Source organism: Enterobacter sp. SLBN-59 (genome assembly GCF_024807915.1).
GTDB classification, from domain to species: domain Bacteria; phylum Pseudomonadota; class Gammaproteobacteria; order Enterobacterales; family Enterobacteriaceae; genus Enterobacter; species Enterobacter asburiae_B.
Genome location: NZ_JANUFI010000001.1, coordinates 4144629 through 4171044, shown reverse-complemented (window position 1 = coordinate 4171044; position 26416 = coordinate 4144629). Strand labels below are relative to the sequence as shown.

At 57.0% G+C, this 26416-nt stretch carries 24 protein-coding genes; 4 read left to right on the top strand and 20 right to left on the bottom strand.

The features are described 5' to 3' along the window. Positions 1-54 precede the first annotated feature (54 nt). A complete protein-coding gene (gene glyA / locus M2422_RS19930; protein ID WP_008502165.1) occupies positions 55-1308 on the bottom strand; it encodes a serine hydroxymethyltransferase in 1254 nt (417 codons plus the stop codon). A gap of 304 nt (positions 1309-1612) precedes the next feature. Here glyA and hmpA point away from each other — a divergent pair, with 304 nt between their 5' ends. Further along, positions 1613-2803 carry an NO-inducible flavohemoprotein gene (gene hmpA, locus M2422_RS19925; protein ID WP_064673769.1) on the top strand — a complete coding sequence of 397 codons (1191 nt, stop codon included), beginning with the start codon at positions 1613-1615 and terminating at the stop codon, positions 2801-2803. A gap of 78 nt (positions 2804-2881) precedes the next feature. Here the strand turns inward: hmpA and glnB are convergent, their stop codons facing one another. From glnB to purL, 5 genes are all read right to left on the bottom strand, one after another. Beyond that, positions 2882-3220, bottom strand: a complete 339-nt coding sequence (gene glnB / locus M2422_RS19920; RefSeq protein ID WP_003860685.1) for a nitrogen regulatory protein P-II — start codon at positions 3218-3220, stop codon at positions 2882-2884. A gap of 65 nt (positions 3221-3285) precedes the next feature. Then, positions 3286-4623, bottom strand: coding sequence for a two-component system response regulator GlrR (gene glrR, locus M2422_RS19915; protein ID WP_023308835.1), 1338 nt, complete (start codon positions 4621-4623; stop codon positions 3286-3288). After that, positions 4610-5347 carry a two-component system QseEF-associated lipoprotein QseG gene (gene qseG, locus M2422_RS19910; protein WP_064673770.1) on the bottom strand — a complete coding sequence of 246 codons (738 nt, stop codon included), beginning with the start codon at positions 5345-5347 and terminating at the stop codon, positions 4610-4612. Before qseG ends, glrR begins: the two co-directional genes overlap by 14 nt. 1 nt (position 5348) lies before the next feature. Further along, positions 5349-6776 (bottom strand): two component system sensor histidine kinase QseE/GlrK, encoded by a 1428-nt coding sequence (qseE, locus tag M2422_RS19905; RefSeq protein ID WP_033146231.1) that lies wholly within the window; start codon positions 6774-6776, stop codon positions 5349-5351. Positions 6777-7310: 534 nt separating this feature from the next. Then, on the bottom strand, positions 7311-11198 hold the full coding sequence (purL, locus tag M2422_RS19900; RefSeq protein WP_033146232.1) for a phosphoribosylformylglycinamidine synthase: 3888 nt from the start codon (positions 11196-11198) through the stop codon (positions 7311-7313). Positions 11199-11465: 267 nt separating this feature from the next. Here purL and mltF point away from each other — a divergent pair, with 267 nt between their 5' ends. Continuing rightward, positions 11466-13016, top strand: coding sequence for a membrane-bound lytic murein transglycosylase MltF (gene mltF / locus M2422_RS19895; protein WP_064673771.1), 1551 nt, complete (start codon positions 11466-11468; stop codon positions 13014-13016). Here mltF and tadA read toward each other — a convergent pair. From tadA to murQ, 4 genes are read right to left on the bottom strand one after another with little or no spacing between them, the layout of a single operon-like run. Next, positions 12904-13443, bottom strand: coding sequence for a tRNA adenosine(34) deaminase TadA (tadA, locus tag M2422_RS19890; protein WP_032665130.1), 540 nt, complete (start codon positions 13441-13443; stop codon positions 12904-12906). The two genes, mltF and tadA, sit on opposite strands and share 113 nt — an antisense overlap. 24 nt (positions 13444-13467) lie before the next feature. After that, a complete protein-coding gene (gene yfhb, locus M2422_RS19885; protein WP_064673772.1) occupies positions 13468-14103 on the bottom strand; it encodes a phosphatidylglycerophosphatase C in 636 nt (211 codons plus the stop codon). A 3-nt stretch (positions 14104-14106) separates the two neighbouring features. Next, entirely contained in the window at positions 14107-15468 is a 1362-nt protein-coding gene (locus M2422_RS19880; protein ID WP_064673773.1) for a PTS transporter subunit EIIC, read from the bottom strand. Between the two features lie 11 nt (positions 15469-15479). After that, positions 15480-16373, bottom strand: a complete 894-nt coding sequence (gene murQ / locus M2422_RS19875; protein WP_064673774.1) for an N-acetylmuramic acid 6-phosphate etherase — start codon at positions 16371-16373, stop codon at positions 15480-15482. 117 nt (positions 16374-16490) lie between these two features. On the opposite strand from murQ, the gene M2422_RS19870 reads away from it, so the two are divergent. Further along, on the top strand, positions 16491-17339 hold the full coding sequence (locus M2422_RS19870) for a MurR/RpiR family transcriptional regulator (protein WP_023333056.1): 849 nt from the start codon (positions 16491-16493) through the stop codon (positions 17337-17339). A 46-nt stretch (positions 17340-17385) separates the two neighbouring features. Further along, positions 17386-17646, top strand: a complete 261-nt coding sequence (locus tag M2422_RS19865; RefSeq protein WP_008502177.1) for a YfhL family 4Fe-4S dicluster ferredoxin — start codon at positions 17386-17388, stop codon at positions 17644-17646. Here the strand turns inward: M2422_RS19865 and acpS are convergent. The 10 genes from acpS to rseA all read right to left on the bottom strand — a co-directional run bounded on the left by acpS (position 17643) and on the right by rseA (position 26411). Further along, positions 17643-18023: a holo-ACP synthase gene (gene acpS / locus M2422_RS19860; RefSeq protein ID WP_023294331.1), complete on the bottom strand. Its 381-nt coding sequence runs from the start codon at positions 18021-18023 to the stop codon at positions 17643-17645. The genes M2422_RS19865 and acpS overlap by 4 nt on opposite strands. Next, a complete protein-coding gene (gene pdxJ / locus M2422_RS19855) occupies positions 18023-18754 on the bottom strand; it encodes a pyridoxine 5'-phosphate synthase (RefSeq protein WP_032659491.1) in 732 nt (243 codons plus the stop codon). Before pdxJ ends, acpS begins: the two co-directional genes overlap by 1 nt. 75 nt (positions 18755-18829) lie before the next feature. Then, positions 18830-19537, bottom strand: a complete 708-nt coding sequence (recO, locus tag M2422_RS19850; protein ID WP_039263761.1) for a DNA repair protein RecO — start codon at positions 19535-19537, stop codon at positions 18830-18832. Between the two features lie 17 nt (positions 19538-19554). Next, the gene (gene era / locus M2422_RS19845; protein WP_006176722.1) at positions 19555-20460 is read right to left on the bottom strand and encodes a GTPase Era; all 906 of its coding nucleotides are present in this window, start codon (positions 20458-20460) and stop codon (positions 19555-19557) included. Next, entirely contained in the window at positions 20457-21137 is a 681-nt protein-coding gene (gene rnc / locus M2422_RS19840; RefSeq protein ID WP_003860711.1) for a ribonuclease III, read from the bottom strand. The genes era and rnc overlap by 4 nt, the downstream gene beginning before the upstream one ends. Before the next feature lie 222 nt (positions 21138-21359). Next, complete coding sequence (gene lepB, locus M2422_RS19835; protein WP_048978831.1) at positions 21360-22334, bottom strand: signal peptidase I; 975 nt, start codon at positions 22332-22334, stop codon at positions 21360-21362. 15 nt (positions 22335-22349) lie between these two features. Next, positions 22350-24149 carry a translation elongation factor 4 gene (gene lepA, locus M2422_RS19830; RefSeq protein WP_032659499.1) on the bottom strand — a complete coding sequence of 600 codons (1800 nt, stop codon included), beginning with the start codon at positions 24147-24149 and terminating at the stop codon, positions 22350-22352. 185 nt (positions 24150-24334) lie between these two features. Further along, positions 24335-24811, bottom strand: coding sequence for a SoxR-reducing system protein RseC (gene rseC / locus M2422_RS19825; protein ID WP_259142049.1), 477 nt, complete (start codon positions 24809-24811; stop codon positions 24335-24337). Beyond that, positions 24808-25761 carry a sigma-E factor regulatory protein RseB gene (rseB, locus tag M2422_RS19820; RefSeq protein WP_033146239.1) on the bottom strand — a complete coding sequence of 318 codons (954 nt, stop codon included), beginning with the start codon at positions 25759-25761 and terminating at the stop codon, positions 24808-24810. Before rseB ends, rseC begins: the two co-directional genes overlap by 4 nt. Continuing rightward, the gene (gene rseA, locus M2422_RS19815) at positions 25761-26411 is read right to left on the bottom strand and encodes an anti-sigma-E factor RseA (RefSeq protein WP_008502186.1); all 651 of its coding nucleotides are present in this window, start codon (positions 26409-26411) and stop codon (positions 25761-25763) included. The genes rseB and rseA overlap by 1 nt, the downstream gene beginning before the upstream one ends. Between the last annotated feature and the right edge of the window lie 5 nt (positions 26412-26416).

The window sequence follows — 26416 nt, the reverse complement described above, 5'->3', positions numbered from 1 at the left end:
GCCATAAAAAAAGGCCGCAAGCGCGGCCTTTTTTATTTCTGCCAGGCAGAGGAATTATGCGTATACCGGGAAGCGTGCGCAGATATCCAGAACTTTACCTTTGACGCGCTCGATAACCGCTTCGTCATTGATGTTGTCCAGAACGTCACACATCCAGCCAGCCAGCTCTTTCACTTCCGCTTCTTTGAAGCCGCGGCGAGTCACGGCCGGAGAACCGATACGGATACCGGAGGTCACGAACGGGCTCTTCGGATCGTTTGGCACGCTGTTTTTGTTCACGGTGATGTTGGCGCGGCCCAGGGCTGCGTCAGCTTCTTTACCGGTCAGGTTCTTATCAACCAGATCCAGCAGGAACAGGTGGTTTTCAGTACCGCCGGAGACCACTTTGTAGCCACGGTTCAGGAACACTTCCACCATCGCTTTGGCGTTCTTAGCAACCTGCTGCTGATAAACCTTGAATTCTGGCTCCATCGCTTCTTTCAGCGCAACGGCTTTAGCCGCGATAACGTGCATCAGCGGGCCGCCCTGCGCGCTTGGGAATACAGCGGAGTTCAGTTTTTTGTACAGCTCTTCGTCACCGCCTTTCGCCAGGATCAGGCCACCGCGTGGACCCGCCAGGGTTTTGTGGGTGGTGGTGGTCACAACGTGAGCGTGTGGAACCGGGTTCGGGTAAACGCCAGCGGCAATCAGACCCGCAACGTGCGCCATGTCGACGAACAGGTAAGCACCGATGCTGTCTGCGATTTCACGCATTTTTGCCCAGTCAACGATACCGGAGTAAGCAGAGAAGCCACCGATGATCATCTTCGGTTTGTGCTCTTTAGCCTGCTTCGCCATGTCTTCGTAGTCAATTTTGCCGGACTCATCAATACCGTAAGGGATGATGTTGTACAGTTTGCCGGAGAAGTTAACCGGGGAGCCGTGAGTCAGATGGCCGCCCTGCGCCAGGTTCATACCCAGAACGGTATCGCCCGGCTGCAGCAGCGCGGTGTAGACCGCGAAGTTAGCCTGAGAGCCAGAGTGCGGCTGCACGTTCGCGTAGTCAGCGCCAAAGAGTTCTTTCGCACGGTCGATAGCCAGCTGCTCAACGATATCAACGTACTCGCAACCGCCGTAGTAGCGCTTGCCCGGGTAACCTTCAGCATATTTGTTAGTCAGCTGAGAACCCTGCGCCTGCATAACGCGTGGGCTGGTGTAGTTTTCGGAGGCGATCAGTTCGATGTGCTCTTCCTGACGTACTTTTTCCTGCTCCATAGCCTGCCACAGTTCGGCATCATAATCGGCAATGTTCATTTCACGCTTTAACATCCGCATCTCCTGACTCAGCTAACAAGTAAATTTTGGCCTGAAAAGGCAGTCCTGTTGGACGACGGGCAACAGTATAACTGATTAGTTCTGTGATAACAGGTCTTGACAAACGATTTTACGCAAACGTTTTCCTACGCGCCACGCAAGGGTTTGAGGAATAAAGCTCTCGCCTTTTCCAGCGGATTTCTTTTCAGGTTTGTGATGCATATTTTTCATCTTGCAAAGAACCATTTACAACGCAGGGGTATTTTTTATAAGATGCATTTAAAATACATCATTAAAGTCACATCAGAAGGAAGCTGCCATGCTCGACGCTCAAACCATCGCTACCGTTAAAGCCACCATCCCCCTGCTGGTGGAAACCGGCCCTAAACTCACCGCCCATTTCTACGATCGCATGTTCACGCACAACCCGGAGCTCAAAGAAATTTTCAACATGAGCAACCAGCGTAACGGCGATCAGCGCGAAGCGCTTTTCAATGCCATCGCGGCCTATGCCAGCAATATTGAAAACCTGGCGGCACTGCTGCCCGCGGTGGAAAAAATCGCGCAGAAACACACCAGCTTCCAGATCCAGCCCGAGCAGTACAACATTGTGGGTAGCCACCTGCTGGCAACGCTGGACGAGATGTTCAGCCCGGGCCAGGAGGTGCTGGACGCGTGGGGGAAAGCCTACGGCGTGCTGGCAAACGTGTTTATCAACCGCGAAGCGCAGATCTACAGCGAAAACGCCAGCAAGAACGGCGGCTGGGAAGGCACACGCGCCTTCCGCATCGTTGAGAAAACGCCGCGCAGCGCGCTGATTACCAGCTTTGAATTTGAGCCGGTGGACGGACAGCCGGTTGCCGATTACCAGCCGGGCCAGTATCTGGGCGTGTGGCTGAAGCCTGAAGGTTTCCCGTATCAGGAGATCCGCCAGTATTCTCTTACCCGCAAGCCAAACGGCAAAGGCTACCGCATTGCGGTGAAGCTTGAGGACGGCGGTCAGGTATCGAACTGGCTACACAACGAAGCTAACGTGGGCGACGTGGTCCATCTGGCCGCGCCGGCGGGCGATTTCTTCATGGCCGTAGAAGCGAATACCCCGGTTACGCTGATCTCTGCGGGCGTCGGCCAAACGCCAATGCTGGCGATGCTAGATACGCTGGCGAAAGCCAACCACGGCGCGCAGGTAAACTGGTTCCACGCTGCGGAAAACGGCGACGTGCACGCCTTTGCGGATGAAGTGAAAACGCTCGGGGCGTTCCTGCCGCGCTTCACCGCGCACGCCTGGTATCGCCTGCCGACGGATGCAGACCGCGCGGCCGCGCGGTTTGACAGCGAAGGCCTGATGAATTTAAGCCAGATGGAAGGGGCGTTTAGCGCGCCGGACATGCAGTTCTACGTCTGCGGGCCGGTGGCGTTTATGCAGTATGCCGCGAAGCAGCTGGTGGAGCTGGGTGTGAACAAAGACAACATTCACTACGAATGTTTCGGGCCGCATAAGGTGCTGTAATGAAAAAGCCCTCGTTCGAGGGGCTTTTTTTTCGCCGGGTGGTTGCACCTTACCCGGCCTACAAAACCGTTGGCATTTTTAAATCGCGGCGTCGTCTTCTTCGCCGGTACGGATACGGATCACGCGCGCCACGTCAAAGACGAAGATTTTACCGTCACCGATTTTGCCCGTCTGCGCGGTGCGGATAATGGTATCCACGCAGGTATCGACGATATCGTCGCTGACCACGATTTCAATTTTTACTTTCGGCAGAAAGTCGACCATGTACTCTGCGCCACGGTAAAGCTCGGTGTGGCCCTTCTGACGACCAAAACCTTTCACTTCCGTCACGGTCATCCCGGTGATGCCGACTTCCGCCAGCGCTTCACGCACGTCATCCAGTTTGAAAGGTTTAATAATCGCATCAATCTTTTTCATGGTGGGTCCTTAAACTCTTGCCTGTAAGCTGCCTCGTAATCGATTGCTCACAGTACCATACGGCATTACTCTTTAAAATCGTTTGCTTCCAGCTCGTGGCGCGACAGCAGCTTGTAGAACTCGGTGCGGTTGCGTCCGGCCATGCGCGCCGCGTGGGTCACGTTGCCTTTGGTGATCTGCAATAGCTTGCGCAGATAGTTCAGCTCGAACTGATTCCGCGCTTCCGCAAACGTCGGCAGAGCCGTGTTTTCCCCTTCCAGCGCCTGCTCCACCAGCGCATCGCTGATCACCGGTGAGGAGGTCAGCGCCACGCACTGCTCAATCACGTTCACCAGCTGGCGCACGTTACCCGGCCAGCCTGCGGCCATCAGCCGCTTCATCGCGTCGGTGGAAAACGCGCGCACGAACGGTTTATGGCGATCGGCCGCCTGGCGCAAAAGATGGTTCGCCAGCAGCGGAATGTCTTCCGCACGCTCCGCCAGCGCAGGGATCTTCAGATTCACCACGTTCAGACGGTAGTAGAGATCTTCGCGAAACTCGTTGCGCGCCATCACTTTTGGCAAGTCGCGGTGGGTGGCGGAAATAATGCGCACATTAATATCGATATCGCGGTTGCTGCCCAGCGGGCGAACTTTTCGCTCCTGCAACACGCGGAGCAGTTTGACCTGCAGCGGTGCGGGCATGTCGCCAATCTCGTCCAGGAACAGCGTGCCGCCTTCCGCGGCCTGGAACAGCCCTTCCCGGCTGCTCACCGCGCCGGTGAATGCGCCGCGGGCGTGACCAAACAGTTCAGATTCGAGCAGCTGTTCCGGAAGCGCGCCGCAGTTAATGGCGATAAAGGCGTTTTTACTGCGCGGGCTGGCGTTATGGATCGCCTGCGCCAGGATCTCTTTTCCGGTTCCGCTCTGGCCGTTGATGAGCACGCTGACGTCGGACTGCGCCACCATCCGGGCCTGTTCAAGCAGACGCAGCATAATGGGGCTGCGGGTGACGATGGACTCCCGCCACGCTTCATCCCCCGCCGGGGCGGCATGTTCCAGCGCGCTGTCGATAGCCTTATACAGCGCGTCTTTGTCCACCGGCTTGGTCAGGAAGCTGAAGACCCCCTGCTGCGTCGCGGCAACCGCATCCGGGATCGACCCGTGTGCCGTCAGGATGATCACGGGCATACCCGGCTGCTGCTTCTGGATCTCCGCGAACAGCTGCAGGCCATCCATTTCGTCCATCCGCAGGTCGCTTATCACCAGATCGATTTTCTCGCGGCTGAGGATCTTCAGCCCTTCCAGCCCGCTTTCAGCGGTCACGACGCTGTAGCCTTCGCTCACCAGACGCATCCCCAGCAGCTTTAACAGACCGGGATCGTCATCCACCAGTAAAAGATGGGCAGGTTTACGGCTCGTCATGCTTCACATCCTCTTGTTTCGGCGTATCGCTGTCCGGTGCAGCGGATGAGCTCCCCGGCTGATATTTGCGCGACGAGAGCTGCCTTTCGATATCCGTCAGGTTCTCCAGCTTACGCGTCGTGGTATCCAGCTGCGTACGTAAATGTTGCTGCTGTTGACGCAGCGTATCAAGCTCGCTGTCGGTTGACTGCTGTAGCTTGCTGTAGCGGGAGCGCTCTTCAGACAGCTGAAGCTGTAATGTCTGCCCATCGCGCCAGAGCTGGTATACCGGGCGTACCTGCACGGGAAGATTGACTACAAACGTGTCCAGTCGGGTCACATTGACGCGACGTTCAACGGGGGTAATTTTCGCATCTGCGAGTAAAATCCCACGCTTGAAAGCGTCCTGCCAGGTATCGTCATCCAGCATCGCCGCCTTCGAGCGGGCGTCTACCGGCGCCAGACGCTGGGCGCAATCTATCCCACGCAGCCAGAACAGCGGGTTGCTTTCAACGTCATGTCCTGACAGGTTCCAGATGTCGTCACAGCGGGTTGAGAGGAAGTCTGCCAGCTGGTTATCGGGCCATTTATCTTCCTGTTTATCGCTAATGGCACTTTGTGGCGCATGGGAAACACACCCTGCCAGAAATAAACAGGGCAGGCTCAGGCGAAGCGTTTTGCTGGAAAACACCGCACGTACGGCGCGGAAAAAGACGTGTGACATACTCACCAGACATAGATTCATTTTATTGATTTTTCCGGCTCACGGGCAGTTCGATACGGAAGCAAACATCTGAACGTTCGTCCGCGGCAATGTTTAGCTCACCCTGCATGCGTCGTATGCAGTCCCGGGCGATGCTCAAGCCCAGACCGCTTCCTTTAACCGCGCCTTTCCGCTGATGACTTCCCTGGAAAAAGGGTTCGAAGATCATGGTTTTTTCGTCATCGGGGATCGGGGTGCCGGTGTTTGCGACGTCAATAAACACCCGTGAACCATTCGTATTACTTCGGATATAAATGTTACCGGATTCAGTACCATAGTGCACCGCATTGGAGTAAAGATTATCCAGAACGCTCATCAGCAGCATGGGTTCAGCCAGGCACGCAGGCGCATTCAGCTCAACGCCGGTATGCATCATTTTAGCTCTTGCTGGCAAGCTGTGGGCGGAGATCACCATATCCACCAGCGGCTCAATTTCAACGTTTTCCAGTACGACCGCCCCGTCAGCCAGCTTGCGGTTGTAATCCAGCAGTTGCTCAATCAGCTTTTGCAGATTGCGGCTGCTGTTATCCAGGATCTCGACAATTTCTTTCTGCTCTGGCGTAAGGGGCCCGGCCACTTCGTCCGCCAGCAGCTCCGTCCCTTCGCGCATGCTGGCCAGCGGCGTTTTAAGCTCATGAGAGATATGGCGCAGGAACTGATGGCGCTGTGATTCGAGCCACGCCAGGCGCTCGGACAGCCAGATAATGCGCTGGCCTACGGATCGCAGCTCGCGCGGACCTTTAAAGGCGACCGTATCCCCGAGCGATTTCCCCTCCCCCAGGCGGTTGATCATACGCTGGATGCCCTTTACCGGGCCGATGATCATGCGGGTAAAGAGCAGTACCAGCCCGAGGCTCACCAGGAACAGCACCAGCGCCTGCCAGCCGAAGAACTGGCCGCGCTCGGCAATCTCCTGCTGGAGCTGCTGGCCGCGAGAGAAAATCACCGCGCGCGTTGACTGCACCATCTCGGTGTTGGCGCTGGCAAAAGCTTCGAGGCGCGCGGCAGCAACGGCATCCGGGCCGCTATTGCTGCACTGCAGCTGCGCGAGATCGTTTAAATCCTGACGCAACGCCTGATAGAGCTTGTCATCAGGTAAGACCCCCGCGTGAGCGTCCAGCATTTCGCTGTAGCGTTTACGCTGGCTCTGATAAACCTTTTCCAGCGTCCGATCGTCAAGCACGCAATACTGACGATAACTTCGCTCCATTTCCAGCGCGGCGTTGGTCATCGCTTCACTGCGTCTGGCGTCGATGAGCGTCGTGCGGTTGGTCAAAGCCGCCTGCGCGCTCAGCGCGTTCAGGCTTTGCCACGCCTGCCAGGCAAGGATCAGCAGCGGCAGCAGGATCAGCAGGAAGGCCATCATGACGAGCTGCCGCAGGGAGCGGGGGAAAACGGGCCAGCGTTTCAACGCATTACTCTCTTAATGGGGATTTACGCAGAGCGTAACTGAGTCTGCCCTTCAGATACAACAAAGCCGGGTAAAAACCCGGCTTTGTCATGGAATGAGGCGGTGCCTAACTCGACGTTTCGCCCTGGCCTGATAAAGCATCGCTATGATCAGTAGTTGGACGGCAGGCACCTTTTTGTGCGTCATTCGAAGTTTATGTAGCGCGTCCCGAAGGGGCTGACATAAGAAGGTGAATGAGCCACTGGTTAATATTATGCAACACCCGTGCCAGAATGCAAAACAAAATATTAACACATTGAAATATATGATTTTTACTCGTTTATCACGTTAATTATCGGTTGAATGATTTTCAGGCTAAGTGTCGCTATTCAGCAACACCTTAAGGGGAACCTTACCTGACATATATAAATCAAAGAGTTAGGTGTCTCCATTTGGAGACAGCCATATTGCGGGTCTGTCGCGTAATTGCGACACAAATAAAAAAGCCCGGTCAAGCTTTCGCTTACCGGGCCTGGAAGGGGGTGGGGCTAAAACTTAACCCAGCTGCTTACGCGCGTTGCGGAAGATACGCATCCACGGGCTGTCCTCGCCCCAGTTTTCCGGGTGCCAGGAGTTGCTCACGGTACGGAACACGCGTTCCGGGTGCGGCATCATGATGGTCGCGCGACCGCTTTCGCTGGTCACCGCCGTAATACCGTTGGCGGAGCCGTTCGGGTTAGCCGGGTAGGTTTCCGTCACCTTGCCGAAGTTATCGACAAAGCGCAGCGCTACCAGGCCTTTGCTCTCCAGCTGAGCCAGATGCGCAGCGTCGCGCACTTCTACCTGACCTTCGCCGTGGGAAACGGCGATTGGCATCTGTGAACCGACCATCCCCTGCAGCAGCAGAGACGGGCTTTGGGTCACTTCCACCAGGCTGAAGCGCGCCTCGAAGCGGTCAGACTGGTTGCGCACAAAGCGCGGCCAGGCTTCGCTGCCCGGGATCAGCTCACGCAGGTTAGACATCATCTGGCAGCCGTTACACACGCCCAGCGCCAGCGTCTGCGGACGGTGGAAGAAGGTTTCGAACTCGTCGCGCACGCGGCTGTTGAACAGGATGGACTTCGCCCAGCCTTCGCCCGCGCCCAGCACGTCACCGTAGGAGAAGCCGCCGCACGCCACCAGCGCCTGGAAATCTTCCAGACCGGTACGCCCGGCCAGCAGGTCGCTCATGTGGACGTCGATAGCGTCAAAGCCCGCGCGGTGGAAGGCAGCCGCCATCTCAACGTGGGAGTTGACGCCCTGCTCGCGCAGCACGGCCACTTTTGGACGCGCGCCCGTCGCTATGTACGGCGCGGCGATGTCTTCGTTGATGTCGAAGGAGAGCTTCACGTTCAGGCCTGGATCCTGGTCATTCGCTTTCGCGTTATGCTCCTGATCGGCACATTCCGGGTTATCACGCAGGCGCTGCATCTGCCAGGTGGTTTCCGCCCACCACATGCGCAGCGTGGTGCGGCTTTCGCTGAACACCGCGTGACCGTCTGCTTCAATAACGAAGCGGTCGCCCTGAACGGCTTTGCCCAGATAGTGCACGCAGTCTGCCAGACCATGCTTCGCCAGAATCGCTTCAACCGCGTCGCGATCTGCCGCACGCACCTGAATCACGGCGCCCAGCTCTTCGTTGAACAGCGCCGCCAGACGGTCTTCGCCCAGCGTCGCAATGTTCGCTTCCACGCCGCAGTGGCCGGTGAAGGCCATCTCTGCCAGGGTCACCAGCAGGCCGCCGTCGGAACGGTCGTGGTAGGCCAGCAGCTTACGCTGCGCCACCAGCGCCTGAATCGCGTCGTAGAAGCCCTTCAGCTGGGCCACGTCGCGCACGTCGGCTGGCTTGTCGCCGAGCTGGCGGTAAACCTGCGCCAGCGCGGTAGCCCCCAGCGCGTTGTGGCCTTTACCCAGGTCAATCAGCAGCAGGGCATTGTCTTCGGTCGCAAGCTGCGGCGTAACGGTGTGACGCACGTCTTCCACGCGGGCAAACGCGGTGATCACCAGCGACAGCGGAGAGGTCATCTCGCGCTGCTCGTTGCCTTCCTGCCAGCGGGTTTTCATCGACATGGAGTCTTTGCCCACCGGAATGGTCAGGCCAAGGGCTGGACACAGCTCCTCGCCCACCGCTTTCACGGCTTCATACAGGCCAGCATCTTCGCCAGGGTGACCGGCTGCGGCCATCCAGTTTGCGGAAAGCTTGATACGTTTGATATCGCCAATCTGCGTTGCGGCGATGTTGGTCAGCGCTTCACCAACCGCCAGACGGGCAGAAGCAGCGAAGTCCAGCAGCGCCACCGGGGTACGCTCGCCGAGAGCCATCGCTTCGCCGTAGTAGCTGTCGAGGCTCGCGGTGGTCACGGCGCAGTTCGCGACCGGGATTTGCCACGGGCCGACCATCTGATCGCGCGATACCATACCGGTCACGGTGCGATCGCCGATGGTCACCAGGAAGGTTTTCTCTGCCACAGCAGGCAGGTGCAGCACGCGGTTTACCGCTTCTGCCACGGTGATGCCCTGGCGATCCAGCGCTTTGCCGGCCGCTTTGCGGGTGGTTACGTCGCGGGTCATCTTCGGCGTTTTACCGAGCAGAACGTCGAGCGGCAGATCGATCGGCTGGTTGTCAAAGTGGGTGTCGCTTAAGGAAAGGTGCTGCTCTTCGGTCGCTTCACCGATGACGGCATACGGCGCGCGCTCGCGGCGGCACAGCTCGTCAAACAGCGGCAGCTGGTCGGCAGCAACCGCCAGCACGTAGCGCTCCTGGGATTCGTTACACCAGATTTCCAGCGGGCTCATGCCCGGCTCATCGCTCAGGATGTCGCGCAGGTTGAAGCGCCCGCCGCGGCCACCGTCGCTCACCAGCTCCGGCATGGCGTTGGACAGGCCGCCCGCGCCCACGTCGTGGATGAAGAGGATCGGGTTGGCGTCGCCCAGCTGCCAGCAGCGGTCGATCACTTCCTGGCAGCGGCGCTCCATCTCAGGGTTGTCGCGCTGCACGGAGGCGAAGTCGAGATCCGCATCAGACTGGCCGGAGGCCATAGAAGAGGCCGCTCCGCCGCCCAGACCGATGTTCATCGCCGGGCCGCCCAGTACGATCAGCTTCGCGCCGACGACGATCTCGCCTTTCTGCACGTGATCGGCACGGATGTTGCCGATCCCGCCCGCCAGCATGATCGGCTTGTGGTAGCCGCGCAGCTCTTCGCCGTTGTGGCTGTCCACTTTCTCTTCATAGGTACGGAAGTAACCGTTCAGCGCCGGACGACCAAATTCGTTGTTAAACGCCGCGCCGCCCAGCGGGCCTTCGGTCATGATATCCAGGGCGGTCACGATGCGCTCTGGCTTGCCGAAATCTTCTTCCCACGGCTGCTCAAAGCCCGGGATACGCAGGTTGGAGACGGAGAAACCGACCAGACCCGCTTTAGGTTTAGCGCCACGACCGGTCGCACCTTCATCGCGGATTTCGCCGCCGGAGCCGGTCGCCGCGCCCGGCCACGGGGAGATCGCCGTCGGGTGGTTGTGGGTTTCCACTTTCATCAGGATATGCGCGGGCTCCTGATGGAAGTCATAGCGCCCTGCTTCGCGATCGGCGAAGAAGCGGCCCACCTCGGAACCTTCCATTACCGCGGCGTTGTCTTTATAGGCAGACAGCACATGGTCCGGGGTTTGCTCCATGGTGTTTTTGATCATTTTGAACAGCGACTTCGGCTGCTGTTCGCCGTCAATAATCCAGTCGGCGTTGAAAATCTTGTGGCGGCAGTGCTCAGAGTTAGCCTGCGCGAACATATAGAGTTCGATGTCGTTCGGGTTACGGTTGAGCTTAACAAACGCATCCTGGAGGTAGTCGATTTCGTCTTCTGCCAGCGCCAGGCCGAGACGCAGGTTGGCGTCAATCAGCGCCTGACGGCCCTGCCCCAGCAGGTCTACGCTCTGTACCGGCGCAGGCTGATGGTGAGAGAAAAGCTTCTGCGCGTCATCGAGAGAGGTAAATACGCTCTCCATCATGCGATCGTGCAGTTCAGCCGCAACCGCCTGCCACTGCGCGTCGCTCAGGGTAGAGGCTTCCACGTAGTACGCCACGCCGCGTTCCAGACGGTTAATCTGGTTCAGGCCACAGTTGTGGGCGATATCGGTGGCTTTGGAAGACCAGGGGGAGATGGTGCCCGGACGAGGCGTCGCAAGGATCAGTTTGCCGGTTGGCGTATGGCTGCTCAGGCTTGGACCATACTTGAGCAGGCGTTCCAGCTGTACGCGCTCCTCTGCATTGAGGGGGGCATTCAGGTCAGCAAAATGGACATACTCAGCGTAAATATTGCTTACCGGAAGGTCGGCCGCCTGAAAACGTGCCAGCAGTTTAGTGATACGGAAGGCAGACAGTGCAGGCGAACCACGCAGAATTTCCATCATAAGTCTCTCGTCTTCGAAGCGCCGGGGCGCTTACAGTGTGCGCAAGGGGGGAAAACGGGCGTCATTATAGAGAATCCTGAGCGCCGACGAAACCGTTTGCGTCGAAATAAAATTTGCACAGAGATTTAACAATAGATGTGACCTGTCTCTCTAATTGGTTGCCAAGTGGCGCAAGTTTACGCAAAATGCCGCTCATTCAATGGCAAACCTTATGATTAACATGGCTACAGCAGACTGAGGCAACCGGCGTCGCAGAGAATTAACTAATTGAAAAAATTAAAGATTAATTATCTGCTCATCGGCATTGTAACGTTGCTGCTGGCAGTGGCCCTCTGGCCTTCCATCCCCTGGTTCGGCAAAGCCGAAAACCGTATCGCCGCCATTCAGGAGCGGGGGGAATTGCGCGTCAGTACCCTCAACTCGCCGCTGATTTACAGCGACGTCAACGGCAAAATCATTGGCCTGGATTATGAACTGGCACAACAGTTCGCCGATTATCTTGGCGTGAAGCTTAAAATCACCGTCCGCCAGAATATCAACCAGCTTTTTGACGACCTCGATAACGACGATGCCGATATGCTCGCCGCCGGGCTGGTGTATAACAGCGAGCGCAGCAAGAACTACCAGCCAGGCCCGACCTACTACTCCGTTTCTCAGCAGCTGGTTTACCGCGTCGGGAGCCTGCGCCCGCGCTCGCTGTCCTCGATTAACGATCGGCAGCTGACGATTGCGCCCGGCCACGTGGTGATTGACGATCTGCGGGAGCTCAAGGAGAAGAAATATCCCGACCTGAGCTGGACGGTGGATCCGAAACTCGGCACGACGGAGCTGCTGGAGCAGGTAAAAGATCAGAAGGTGCCGTACACCATCGCCGATTCGGTCGCGATCAGCCTGTTCCAACGGGTGCATCCTGAAATCGCCGTGGCGCTGGACGTCACCGACGAGCAGCCTGTGACCTGGTTTAGCCAGCTTGATGACGATCAGACCTTCTCTGCCGCGATGCTTGATTTCTTCAACACCATCAATGAAGACGGTACCCTGGCGCGTCTGGAGGAGAAGTACCTCGGGCACGGCGATGACTTTGACTACGTTGACACCCGCAGCTTCCTGCGCGCGGTAGATAGCGTCCTGCCGGACCTGCAGCCGCTGTTCGAAAAATACGCCCAGGAGATTGACTGGAAGCTGCTGGCGGCTATTTCGTATCAGGAATCCCACTGGGATACCCAGGCCACGTCGCCCACGGGCGTACGTGGTTTGATGATGTTAACCAAAAATACCGCGCTGAGCCTGGGCGTGAACGATCGTACCGATGCCGAACAGAGCATCAGCGGCGGCGCGCGATACCTGCAGGACATGATGGCTAAAGTACCGGAAACGGTGCCGGAAGAAGAGCGGATCTGGTTTGCGCTGGCGGCCTATAATATGGGCTACGCGCATATGCTTGATGCGCGAACGTTGACGGCAAAAACGAAAGGTAACCCGGACAGCTGGTCAGACGTTAAGCAGCGCCTGCCGCTGCTGAGCCAGAAGCCATGGTATAACAAGCTGACATACGGCTACGCGCGCGGACATGAAGCCTACGCCTACGTGGAAAATATCCGTAAATATCAGATTAGCCTGGTCGGGTATCTGCTGGAGAAAGAGAAAGAGGCGACGGAGGCCAAACAGCTGGCTCAAAGTTACCCTGTCGTGGCGCCGGACGAGCTTAATCGTCCGACAGCTTCAGTTCTGCCTTTTGCTGCTTTTTCTGCTGACGGCGCATTCGAAAGAAATCGCTTAATAGCCCCGAACACTCTGGTGCAAGCACCCCACCGATAGTCTTCACCTGGTGGTTCATACCCGGGTGACCCAGCACGTCCATCAGCGAACCGGCCGCACCGGTTTTTTCATCCCGCGCGCCGAAAACCAGAGTCCCGATCCGGCTGTGCACCATCGCGCCGGAGCACATCACGCACGGCTCCAGCGTCACGTACAGCGTGGTATCAAGCAGGCGATAGTTTTGCAGCACCAGACCGCCCTGGCGAAGCGCCATGATTTCGGCATGCGCAGTAGGATCGTGGCGACCAATAGGACGGTTCCACCCTTCGCCAATCACCTGGTTGTTATGAACCAGCACCGCGCCCACGGGCACCTCGCCCTCTTCCCAGGCGCGTTGAGCCAGCGTCAGCGCGTGGCGCATCCAGTATTCATGATTGTGTTCAGGGTTGGACAACGGTTGATACTCCAGTCGAAAAGCGGGCGGCATTATACACGCCAGTTTTAGAGAAGACTATTCGAGTTGCTGAAGTTCGCCTGATGGCGTGACGCGCCAGCGGTGCTGGCAAAAATAGAGCAGCGGGTTGTCCTGCTTGCTGTCGCTGTAGCCGCTGTACAGGCGCAGCGGCGTACCGATGCGTTTCTCAAGCTGGACCACTTTTTCATGCCCCAGGCAGCGCAGGGTCAGCACCCAGCCGCCGTAACCGCGGGCAATTTGCGTGGCGATAAGATTCACGCGCGGAAGCCAGGGGGTATCAAAGTAGACCTGCTCCACCAGCGTCTGCGGGGAGCCGGTAATCAGCCAGATGTCGGCATCATTCGCGTCGAGGTAGCTGGTCAGGCGCGCCTGCACCACCGGAAAGGCGGCGACGTGGCCGCGAAACCAGTGCGCAAAATCCTTTTCGAGCTGCTTAAGCCGCGCTTCGCTGTGCCCAAAGGTACATCCCCACAGCAGCAGACTCATCGGCCATCGCGCTGCCCGGCCTTTGACCAGCAGCGCGATCCCGATAACCGGTAAGAGCTGCAGCACGAGCAGCGCATTCAAAGGCTGACGCCGCAGCAGGTAACGCATAAACGTACCAAACATATCCTGCTGATGCAGCGTTCCATCCAGGTCGAAAAAGACAACGCGACGCGCGTGATTTGCCAAACCTTACTCCTCTGGGTCGTTGAAACCTAACAGCCAGGTAAACAGGAACCCGGCGATCACCGCTACTAAATAGCCTAACAGATAGAGCATCACTTTTCCGGTCACGATGGTTAATGCCAGCGGTAAACCGGAAAGACCAAAGGTGATCACGGTGGCGACTTTCCAGTAGCTGATCAGCGCCCCGCCTACCGCGCCCCCCAGACAGGCGGCGAGAAAAGGTTTACCCAGCGGCAGCGTAACGCCGAAAATCAGCGGCTCGCCAATGCCGAGCAGTCCGACCGGGAGCGCGCCTTTAATCATTTTTTTCAGCCGTGCGTTGCGGGTTTTCATCAGTACGGCAATCGCCGCGCCGACCTGCCCCACGCCCGCCATCGACAGGATAGGCAGCAGCGCGTTATAGCCGTGCGCCTGCACCAGCTCGACGTGGATCGGCACCAGCCCCTGATGTAGCCCCGTCAGCACCAGCGGCAGGAAGGTACCTGACAGCACCGCTCCCACCAGCAGGCCGCCGCGGTCAATAGCCAGAGACGCACCGTGAGCGATGGCTTCAGAGATCCACCCGCCTAGCGGCTGGAGGGCCACAATCGCTACGCTACCGGTAATCAGCGTAGTCAACAGCGGGTTGAGAATCAGCTCGATCGAGCCAGGCAGAACCGCGCGCAGCCTTTTCTCGATCCAGCACATCAGGATGACAACCAGCAGCACTGCGATTACCCCACCGCGGCCCGGCTGGAGCGCCTCGCCAAACAACGTGATCTGCGCCAGCTGCGGGCTGGACAAGATGCCCGCCATGACCCCGCCCATCGCCAGCGATCCGCCAAACACCTTCGCGGTATTCACCCCGACCAGAATGTTCATAATGGCGAAAACAGCGCTGCCGAAGATCCCGAGAATCCCCAGCAGGTTCGGATAGTGCGTGGCGAAATCCCCCACAATATCCGGTCGCTTGAGGATATTGATGATCCCGGTGATCAGGCCGGAGGCAATAAACGCCGGGATCAGCGGAATAAAGACGTTTGCCAGCTGACGCAGCGCATCGCTCATGGGGGCTTTGTATTTGGCCTTTGCCTGCGCTTTGGTGCGCTCCGCATCGTCAATCGACGCGCTCGCGCTAACGCCCATCAGTGCGCGCATGGCATCAACAACCTGCGCCGCTTTCCCCGGCCCGACGATCAGCTGATGCTGCTGCCCCTGTTTCACGTAGCCGCTGACGCCGGAGAGTTGCTTCAGGCGCGGCACGTCGAGCTGGTCGTCGTTATGCACCTCGACGCGCACGCGCGTCATGCAGTTTTCGAGACGCTGAATATTTTTTTCCCCACCGATCCCCTGCAGGATATCGCTGGCGAGCGCTGCTGTTTTGTCCATAGACGCCTCTGTTAGTTTTCTAATGCCGCCCGTAAGAAGCCGTTATGCGCATCGAGTTTGGCTCTCGCGGTAGCCGCATCCAGCCCGCTCAGGATCATCAAAATGGCCGGTTTAACATCGTGATCGGTCTGCTTGAGTACCGCTTCTGCCTCTTCACGGCCTGCGCCTGTCGCCTCCATCACCATGCGGCAGGCTCTGTCCACCAGCTTGACGTTGGTGGCCTGCATATCCACCATCAGGTTCTGATAAACCTTGCCGAACTTCACCATCGCGCCGGTGGAGATCATATTGAGTACCAGCTTTTGCGCGGTCCCGGATTTCAGGCGCGTGGAGCCGGTGAGAGCTTCCGGCCCGACAACCGGAGAGATAGCAATAGCGGCCACCTGCGCAATCGGTGAGCCAGGGTTACAGGAGATGGCGACCGTCGTGCAGCCCGTCCGGTTGGCGTATTCCAGCCCGCCAATGACGTACGGGGTGCGCCCGGATGCCGCCAGCCCGACCACCAGATCCTTCTCGGTCAGATTCAGCTCCTTCAGGTCATCCTCGCCCAGCTGTGCATTGTCTTCCGCTCCTTCAACGGCTTTCAGCAGCGCGCCGGGTCCACCGGCAATCAGCCCAACGACCAGACCGTGCGGCACCCCAAAGGTGGGCGGACATTCTGACGCATCCAGGACCCCAAGACGCCCGCTGGTGCCCGCCCCCATGTAGATAATGCGACCGCCGGCCTTGAGGGCTTCCGCCGCCGCATCGACAGCTTTCGCCACCTCGGGTAATGTCTCTTTCACAGCCTGCGCGACCAGCGTATCCTGTTGATTAAAGCGGTTAACCAGCTCCAGGGTGGAGAGCGCATCCAGATCCATGGTTTGCGGGTTACGCGTTTCAGAAACAAGTGAGCCAAGATTCATTTTTGTACCTCAAGAATTTTTAATTCATAATAATCACACTATAATGGAATATAAAATTCATTCAGGCGAGCAAAATTCGTATTTGCGCAGATAATCACATTTTCGCCAGGAGACCCTATGAACTGTTTAATTCGCATTCGCCAGCGCTACGCAGGCTTTGCCCAAAGCGACAAGAAGCTGGCGGATTTTCTGCTTTCTCAACCCGATCGCGCGCGCCATCTCAGCTCGCAGCAGCTGGCGAGTGAAGCCGGCGTGAGCCAGTCCAGCGTGGTGAAGTTTGCCCAGAAGATTGGCTTTAAGGGGTTCCCCGCCCTCAAGCTGGCGATCAGCGAAGCGCTGGTGAGCAACCCCAACCCGCAGTCCATGCCGGTGCATAATCAGATCCGCGGCGATGACCCGATGCGGCTGGTCGGCGAAAAGCTGATCAAAGAGAACGTGGCGGCCATGCACGCGACGCTCGATGTAAACACCGAAGAGAAGCTGCTGGAGAGCGTGGCGATGCTCCGCGGCGCGCGGAGGATCATTCTGACCGGTATCGGCGCATCCGGACTTGTGGCGCGTAACTTTGGCTGGAAGCTGACGAAAATTGGGCTTAACGCCATCGTCGAGCAGGATATGCACGCCCTGCTGGCAACCGTACAGGCAATGGATCCTGACGATCTGCTGCTGGCCATCTCCTACTCCGGCGAGCGCCGTGAAATCAACATGGCAACTGATGAAGCGCTGCGCGTCGGCGGTAAAATTCTGGCGATCACCGGTTTTACGCCGAATGCCCTCCAGCAGCGGGCAACGCGCTGTTTATATACCATTGCCGAAGAGCAGGCCACGCGCAGCGCGGCTATCTCGTCCACCAGCGCGCAAATGATGCTGACGGACCTGCTGTTTATGGCGCTGGTGCAGCAGGATCTGGAGCGCGCGCCCGAGCGCATTCGTCACAGCGAAGAACTGGTAAAGAAACTGGTTTGACGCGTATAATGCCCGCCCGGTTTGTGTTGTTTCTGAGAATTTCCTGATGGCGCTGTTAATTACCAAAAAATGCATTAATTGCGATATGTGCGAGCCCGAATGCCCGAACCAGGCGATTTCGATGGGCGACAGCATCTATGAGATTAACAGCGACCGCTGCACGGAATGCATCGGCCACTATGAAACGCCGACCTGCCAGAAAGTGTGCCCGATCCCGAATACCATCCTGAAGGATCCGGCCCACGTCGAGAGCGAAGAGCAGCTATGGGATAAGTTTGTCCTGATGCACCACGCGGACAAACTTTAACTTTCGATGATCACCGTCGCGCTGGCATAGTGACGTTCATCCGCGATCGTCACGTGCATATGATTCACCCCCAGCTTTTCCGCCAGCTTTTGCGCTTCTCCCCACAGACGCAGGCTCGGTTTGCCCAGCTCATCGTTAAACACTTCGAACTGATTAAACGCCAGGCCGTTACGAATGCCGGTCCCGAAGGCTTTGGCCGCAGCCTCTTTTACCGCAAAGCGCTTTGCCAGAAAACGCACCGGCTGCTGATGCGCTTCCCAGATGGCCCACTCGTTATCGCTCAGCACGCGTCTTGCGAGGCGATCGCCGCTACGGGCGATCACCGCTTCAATGCGGGCTATTTCAACGATATCGGTGCCTAAGCCCAGAATGGCCATTACTGACGCGCTTCCTGCATCAGGCGTTTCATTTCTGAAACCGCCTCTTTCAGGCCGCTCATCACCGCACGGCCAATGATGGCGTGGCCGATGTTCAGCTCGTGCATTTCCGGCAGAGCGGCAATGGCCTTCACGTTGTGGTAGGTCAGGCCGTGACCGGCATTAACCTTCAGTCCCAGGCTTGAGGCATACGTGGCCGCTTTGGCAATACGCTCCAGCTCTTTGGCCTGTTCGGCATCGTTTTTGGCATCGGCATAGCAGCCGGTGTGGATTTCGATATACGGTGCGCCCACGTCGGCCGCCGCTTTAATCTGGGCGAAATCGGCGTCGATAAACAGAGAAACCAGGATACCGGCATCCGCCAGGCGCTTGCAGGCATCGCGCATTTTGTCGAGCTGACCGGCCACGTCCAGACCGCCTTCGGTGGTTACTTCCTGGCGTTTTTCCGGCACCAGGCAGCAGAAGTGCGGTTGGGTCTCGCAGGCAATCGCCAGCATCTCTTCGGTGACCGCCATCTCCAGATTCATACGGGTGTCCAGCGTCTGGCGCAGAATGCGCACGTCGCGATCGGTGATATGGCGACGGTCTTCACGCAGGTGAACGGTAATGCCGTCAGCGCCAGCCTGTTCAGCGATAAACGCCGCCTGAACCGGATCGGGATACGCCGTGCCGCGCGCGTTACGCAGCGTGGCGATGTGGTCGATGTTGACGCCTAACAGTAATTCAGCCATGACAATCCTCGGTATTTTGGTTCATTTCTCTTCCCCCTCTCCCTCCGGGAGAGGGCTGGGATGAGGGGTAAAACGTTAACGTTTCGGCACAAACTGCCTGAATAATTCGCGGCTCTTTAAGGGCTTGCCGCCAAGATACGGCTTGAGGGCAATCCGGGTAAAGCGTTTTGCTGCGCGCAGGGTGTCCAGATCGGGAAACTCGCGCTCATACAGCGCCCGGAGCTGGCGCCCGGTAAAGGTGCTGTTGTCTATCACGATACTGGCAATGAAGCCCTTTTCTTCGCGGTAGCGGTAGGTCATGGTGTCTTCTATCTCATCACCGCTGCCCGCGCAGTGCAGAAAATCTACGCCGTATCCGAGGTGGCCCAGCAGCGCCAGTTCAAAACGACGCAAGGCGGGTTCGGGCGTGCCGGTTGCGCCAGCCAGCGACTGGATACAGTGCAGATAATCGAAGAAAAGTTCAGAGAAGCGGGTCTCATGTTCAAGAACGCGTGAGATGAGTTCGTTGACATACAGACCGCTGTAGAGCGTGATGCCGGAAAGAGGAAGCGCCAGGGAGACGGCTTCGGCACTGCGCAGGGTTTTCACTTCCCCTCGCCCACCGAAGCGTACCAGCAACGGTGTGAAAGGCTGTAGGGCGCCTTTCAGATTAGAACGTTTGGAACGTGCGCCTTTCGCAACAAGGCGCACGCGGCCCGACTCTTCCGTGAAGACGTCCAGCATGAGGCTGGTTTCGCTCCAGGGACGACTATGCAGGACAAAGGCGCGCTGCCATCCATCCATATGCTCGTCGTCTTAAGTTACTGGTCTTCGCCGTAACCGAGGCTGCGCAGAGCACGCTCATCATCGGCCCAGCCAGATTTCACTTTCACCCACAGTTCGAGGTGAACCGGCGCTTCGAACATCTCCATCATGTCCTTACGGGCTTCGATACCGATGGTTTTGATCTTGGCCCCTTTGTTGCCGATCACCATCTTCTTCTGCCCTTCGCGCTCAACGAGGATCAGGCCGTTGATATCGTAGCCACCGCGCTCGTTGGTCTGGAAACGCTCGATCTCTACCGTTACGGAGTAAGGCAGTTCAGCACCCAGGAAACGCATCAGCTTTTCACGGATGATTTCAGACGCCATAAAGCGCTGAGAGCGATCGGTGATGTAGTCTTCCGGGAAGTGATGAATCGCTTCCGGCAGATGCTTCCGCACGATGCCCGCGATGGTATCCACGTTCAGGCCGGTCTCAGCAGACAGCGGAACGATATCAAGGAAGTTCATCTGGCTACCGAGCCACTGCAGATGCGGCAGCAGGTCGGCCTTTTCCTGCACGTTATCAACTTTGTTGACCGCGAGGATGACCGGCGTTTTGCCGTCACGGAGCTTGTTCAGCACCATCTCGTCGTCCGGCGTCCAGCGGGTGCCTTCCACAACGAAAATCACCAGCTCTACGTCGCCGATCGAGCTGCTCGCCGCCTTGTTCATCAGGCGGTTGATGGCACGCTTCTCTTCCATGTGCAGGCCGGGGGTATCGACGTAGATCGCCTGATACGCGCCTTCAGTATGGATGCCGACGATGCGGTGACGCGTGGTCTGCGCCTTACGCGAGGTGATTGAAATCTTCTGCCCAAGCAGGTTATTCAGCAGGGTGGATTTGCCAACGTTCGGACGTCCGACAATGGCAATAAATCCGCAATAGGTTTTCTCTTCGCTCATTCCAGCTCCAGCATTTTTAACGCCTGTTCGGCGGCAGCCTGTTCAGCCTTACGACGGCTTGAACCTGTGCCCACCACCGGTTCACTCAGGCCACTGACCTGGCAATGGATGGTAAATTCCTGATCGTGCGCTTCGCCACGCACCTGCACCACCAGATAAGACGGCAGCGGCAGATGACGACCCTGCAAATATTCCTGCAGACGCGTTTTCGGATCTTTTTGTTTATCGCCCGGACTGATTTCGTCCAGACGGGTCTGATACCAGTTCAGGATCAGCTTTTCTACGGTCTGGATATCGCTGTCCAGGAACACACCACCAATTAATGCTTCGACCGTATCGGCAAGAATAGATTCACGACGGAAGCCGCCGCTTTTCAGTTCACCCGGTCCAAGACGCAGACATTCGCCCAGTTCAAACTCGCGAGCGATTTCCGCAAGGGTATTACCCCGAACCAGCGTGGCACGCATGCGGCTCATATCACCCTCGTCCACACGCGGGAAACGATGATAAAGCGCATTCGCAATCACGAAACTTAAAATAGAGTCGCCTAAAAACTCGAGACGCTCATTATGTTTGCTGCTGGCACTGCGGTGGGTTAATGCCTGTTGCAACAACTCCTGATGATGAAAAGTGTAGCCCAGCTTCCGTTGAAGCCGATTAATTACGATGGGGTTCATGCGATACCAATAAATGAATGCGTCAAAAATGCAGCACACGAAACCGACCTGAGAAAACCAACGCGGTTTCGTGTGCCGTGGCACCCTTGCAGGGCCAACCTTAAACTTCGGGGGAATATTCTATACACAACGACAGGGGATGTCGTTAGTTCGAAGAGATTTATCGTGGAAATAATTCACGTAGCCGCTAATTAAAGCGGCTACGCGTTCATTTATTGAGAATTAATGGATTCCGCCGATACGATTCAGGCGTACACCGGTCGGCCATTCGCCTTCCTGCTTCTCAAAACTCATCCAGATGGCTGTGGCTTTGCCGACCAGATTCGCTTCCGGCACAAAGCCCCAGTAACGGCTGTCCGCAGAGTTATCGCGGTTGTCACCCATCATGAAGTAATGTCCTGGCGGTACAATCCAGCTCGCGAGCTGCTGGCCCGGCTGGCGATAGTACATACCCAGCTGATCCTGCGCGATTGGCACGGTGAGGATTCGGTGCGTCACATCGCCCAGCGTCTCTTTGCGCTCAACCAGACGGATGCCGTCCTCTTTGGTTTCACCTTTCGGTACCTGGAAGAATCCGCTGGTCGCTTCGCCGCCATTACGACGGGCAAAGGTCTGCACAAAGTCACTTGGCTCAACGTTTGAGTAAGTGATTGGCAGCGCGTTTTCACAGGCGGTACCGGAGCTGCAGCCAGGCTGAACGGTAACTTCTTTCGCAACCGGATCGTAAGTGACTTTATCACCCGGCAGACCTACCGCACGCTTGATGTAGTCCAGGCGCGGATCTTCCGGATATTTAAACACCACGATGTCGCCACGTTTCGGATGACCGGTTTCGATCAGCGTTTTCTGGTAGATAGGATCTTTAATGCCGTAGGCAAACTTCTCTACCAGAATAAAATCACCAATCAGCAGCGTTGGCATCATTGAACCTGATGGGATTTGGAACGGCTCGTAAATAAACGAACGTACCACCAGCACAATCGCCAGCACCGGAAATACCGAAGCGCCCGTTTCCAGCCAGCCCGGTTTCGGGCCGACTTTCTTCAGGGTTTTCGCGTCAATCTCATCACCAGTGGCTGCCTGAGCGGCAGCCTGACGTTCACGACGTTTTGGGGCGAAGATAAACTTATCCAGACACCACAGCAGACCTGTCACCAGGGTAGCAATGACCAGAATCAGGGCAAACATGTTCGCCATGCCAACTCCTTAGGGTTATTTGCCGTCTTTACCAACATGAAGGATGGCAAGGAATGCTTCCTGCGGCAGCTCGACGTTACCGACCTGCTTCATACGCTTCTTACCTTCTTTCTGCTTCTGCAGCAGCTTTTTCTTACGGCTGACGTCACCGCCATAGCACTTCGCCAGAACGTTTTTACGCAGCTGTTTCACGGTTGAACGCGCGATAATGTGGTTGCCAATCGCCGCCTGAATCGCGATATCGAACTGCTGACGCGGGATCAGATCTTTCATCTTCTCAACCAGCTCGCGGCCACGGTAAGGCGCATTGTCGTTGTGGGTGATCAGCGCCAGCGCATCCACGCGCTCGCCGTTGATCAGCACGTCCACACGCACCATGTTGGAGGCCTGGAAGCGTTTGAAGTTGTAATCCAGTGACGCGTAGCCACGGGAGGTCGACTTCAGACGGTCGAAGAAGTCGAGTACCACTTCCGCCATCGGGATCTCATAGGTCAGCGCCACCTGGTTACCGTGGTAAACCATGTTGGTCTGCACGCCACGCTTCTCAATACACAGCGTAATGACGTTCCCCAGGAATTCCTGCGGCAGCAGCATGTGACACTCTGCAATAGGCTCACGCAGCTCCTGAATGTTGTTCAGCGGCGGCAGCTTGGACGGGCTATCGACGTAGATCACTTCTTTCGAGGTGGTTTCAACTTCATAGACTACCGTCGGCGCCGTGGTGATCAGATCCAGATCGTATTCGCGCTCCAGACGCTCCTGAATGATCTCCATGTGCAGCAGACCGAGGAAGCCACAGCGGAAGCCGAAGCCCAGCGCCGTTGAGCTTTCTGGCTCGTAGAACAGGGAAGCATCGTTCAGGCTCAGTTTACCGAGCGCGTCACGGAAGTTTTCGTAGTCGTCAGAGCTGACCGGGAACAGACCCGCGTAAACCTGCGGTTTCACCTTTTTAAAGCCTGGTAGCGCTTTATCTGCCGGGTTACGTGCACCGGTCAGGGTATCGCCCACCGGCGCGCCGAGGATGTCTTTAATGGCGCAGACCAGCCAGCCTACCTCGCCGCATCTCAGCTCGGTACGGTCAACCTGTTTTGGCGTAAAGATGCCCAGACGGTCTGCGTTGTAGACCTGTCCGGTACTCATTACCTTAATTTTGTCGCCTTTACGCATGGTGCCGTTTTTAATGCGCACCAACGAGACAACGCCCAGGTAGTTATCGAACCAGGAGTCGATAATCAGCGCCTGCAGCGGGCCATCCGGATCGCCTTCCGGGGCCGGAATGTCACGTACCAGGCGTTCCAGCACGTCGGTCACGCCCACACCGGTTTTCGCGGAGCAGCGCACGGCATCGGTCGCGTCAATGCCGACAATATCTTCAATCTCTTCCGCTACGCGCTCAGGATCGGCGGCTGGCAGGTCGATCTTGTTCAGAACCGGCACAACTTCGAGATCCATTTCCATCGCGGTGTAGCAGTTTGCCAGGGTCTGGGCTTCAACGCCCTGCCCGGCATCCACCACCAGCAGCGCGCCTTCACAGGCCGCGAGCGAGCGTGAAACCTCATAGGAGAAGTCAACGTGGCCTGGGGTGTCGATAAAGTTCAGTTGATAGGTTTCACCATCAGCCGCTTTGTAATCAAGCGTAACGCTCTGCGCTTTAATGGTGATACCGCGTTCGCGTTCCAGGTCCATGGAGTCCAGAACCTGGGCTTCCATTTCACGATCAGACAGGCCACCGCAAATCTGGATAATACGGTCAGACAGCGTCGACTTACCGTGGTCAATGTGAGCAATGATCGAAAAGTTACGTATGTTCTTCATATAGTTAAATAATTATGCCTTACGAATTCCTGGAGGCCGCTGTTCTTAGCCTGACGTTTTTCAGTGCGAAAACGCAGCATTCTACACTACATCCTCGCTACCTGGAAATGCACTTAGAAGCAGGTATAGCGTGAAGAAAGGCCGTTTTCTGTTTTAGGGTGTAAAAAATGATAAAGCCCGATGGATCACCGGGCCTCAGAAGAGAGCGTTTCAACACGAAGCTGGTCTGGTGCCAGCCCAACGCTGAGAATGACAGGCTGCCACTCCTCGCGTGCGGCGAGCGTCGGAGAGAGGCCTTTGGCAAGCCAGAATCCCCCCACGCCACCCAATGCGGCACCGCACATAGCGGGCACATCGGTACCAAACAGCATCTGAAACAGGCCGCCCATGATAAACAGGCCGACCAGCGGAGAGAGATACACCAGCATAGCGGAGCTGAGCAGGCTGCCTTCCGCGATGCCCAGTTCCACCTTCTGCCCCGCCATCAGCGGCTGTTCGCTTGGCACAGAAATCGTGTGCGATGTTTGTGGCCCGAGCTTATTCAACACGCGGCTGCCGCAGCCGGCGCGGGATGCGCAGCTATTACATGAGGCTTTAACATCGCAGCTCACCAGCGCAATGCCGTTTTGCCAGGAGACAACCGTCGCCCACTCTTTGATCATTGTGCAGCCCTGAATTTAATGCTGTCGGAGATGCGCTTCGCCGTCTGCGGAGGGAGTTCTCCCACAATGGTGATCTCTGCGTTATCGCGTACCGTTGTACTCACCGTACGGCGCCCGGTACGCAGCATTTGTTCAGCGCTGTTTGCCGTTGCGCGATTAATATTCACCGAGAAGCTGAACAAACCATCCGAATAGAGGCGCGATTCTACCGGCGTTTCAATCGTTGGCAGCTGACGACGGCTGCTGGACACTTCGCTAAACCCTTGCGGGATCCAGGCAGGTACCCAGTTGAAATTAACGGAATCCCCGGCAGGAACAGAAAGCAGCGGTGGCAGGCTGGCTTTAGCCAGATTCTGCATGCTGTTGCCAACCTGATTGTTCACGCTGAAGGAGATAACCCGGAACTGTTCCAGCGTTTCACCGTCACGGTCGAGCAGGTCAACACGCATGGGGAGTTTGGTTTCGGCATCAATCCAGACGATATAGCTGTATCGCGTTCCGTCCCGGGCAACAACGCGAATTACCTCGCACAGTCTGTCCGCGATGCGGGTACGCCCTACTGAAATAAAATCGTAGTAAGGGGCAAGCCGTTTGAAGTCGGTGTAAATAAGTGACGGCAGGGAATCAACGATATAGTCGCCATTCAGCGTGAAAGGCTCCAGGCCTGGCTCGAAATAGCTGATTTCATTACCACGTTGGACCACTTCCCGACGCGGGCCATCCATCTGTAAAAGCTGGGCGAGCGGCTGCTTATCAAGACGGGCATGACGATAGCGTAACGACTCGACGCCCTGCTTATTGATGCTGATAAATGCCAACTCATAATTGAGTGACTGGCTGGCCAGATTCATTTGCTGCAACAACGCCCCGGATGAAACATCAGCCGAGGCGTTGGCAGAGAAGAACAGGCTACCCGCCATCAGAGACATGGCGAACCAAAGTTGCTTCATTACTGCGATTGCGTTCCTAAAGTTTGGTTTCCGGGCACCTGCACAGCAGCTTGCTGTGTCTGCGCCTGCTCAAACTGAAGCTGTTCAGAGTGCAGACGACGCTGCAACTCGTAATCCTGCAACATCGCATTAATGCGACGGCGCTGCTCCTGAACCTGCTGTTGCTGGCCGCCGCTGGCGGATGCATCAGCCGGTACGCCCAGGCTTACCGGGCTGGCTTTGCCCATCATCGGCAGTGTGTTAAACACTGGCGCTTCTGGCTGCTGATTAGTTTCAGACTGAGTATTATAGTGCTGGACGCCAACAATAACTGCAAGCGATACGCATGCAGCCACACCCATTTGGGTAAGCTGGCTGGCCCACGGACGCACCTTTTGCCAGAACGGCATTTTCTGCCATTGGTGAGGCGCGGGTTGAGCTTCAGGAATCAGCGGAGTGGTCTGATGAACAGGCTCATTCTCAATCGCCGCCATGACGCGGGCTGAGATATCGAAATGGAGAACCTCGCCGGTGTCACCGCGAAGGGTGTCACGGATGAGATGGTAACTCTCCCAGGTCTCTTGCATTTCGGGTGAATGAGACAGCTCGTTGAGCAGCTCACTATCCACCGTTTCACCATCCATTAAAGCGGAAAGTTTTTCTTTCTGCATGCCTA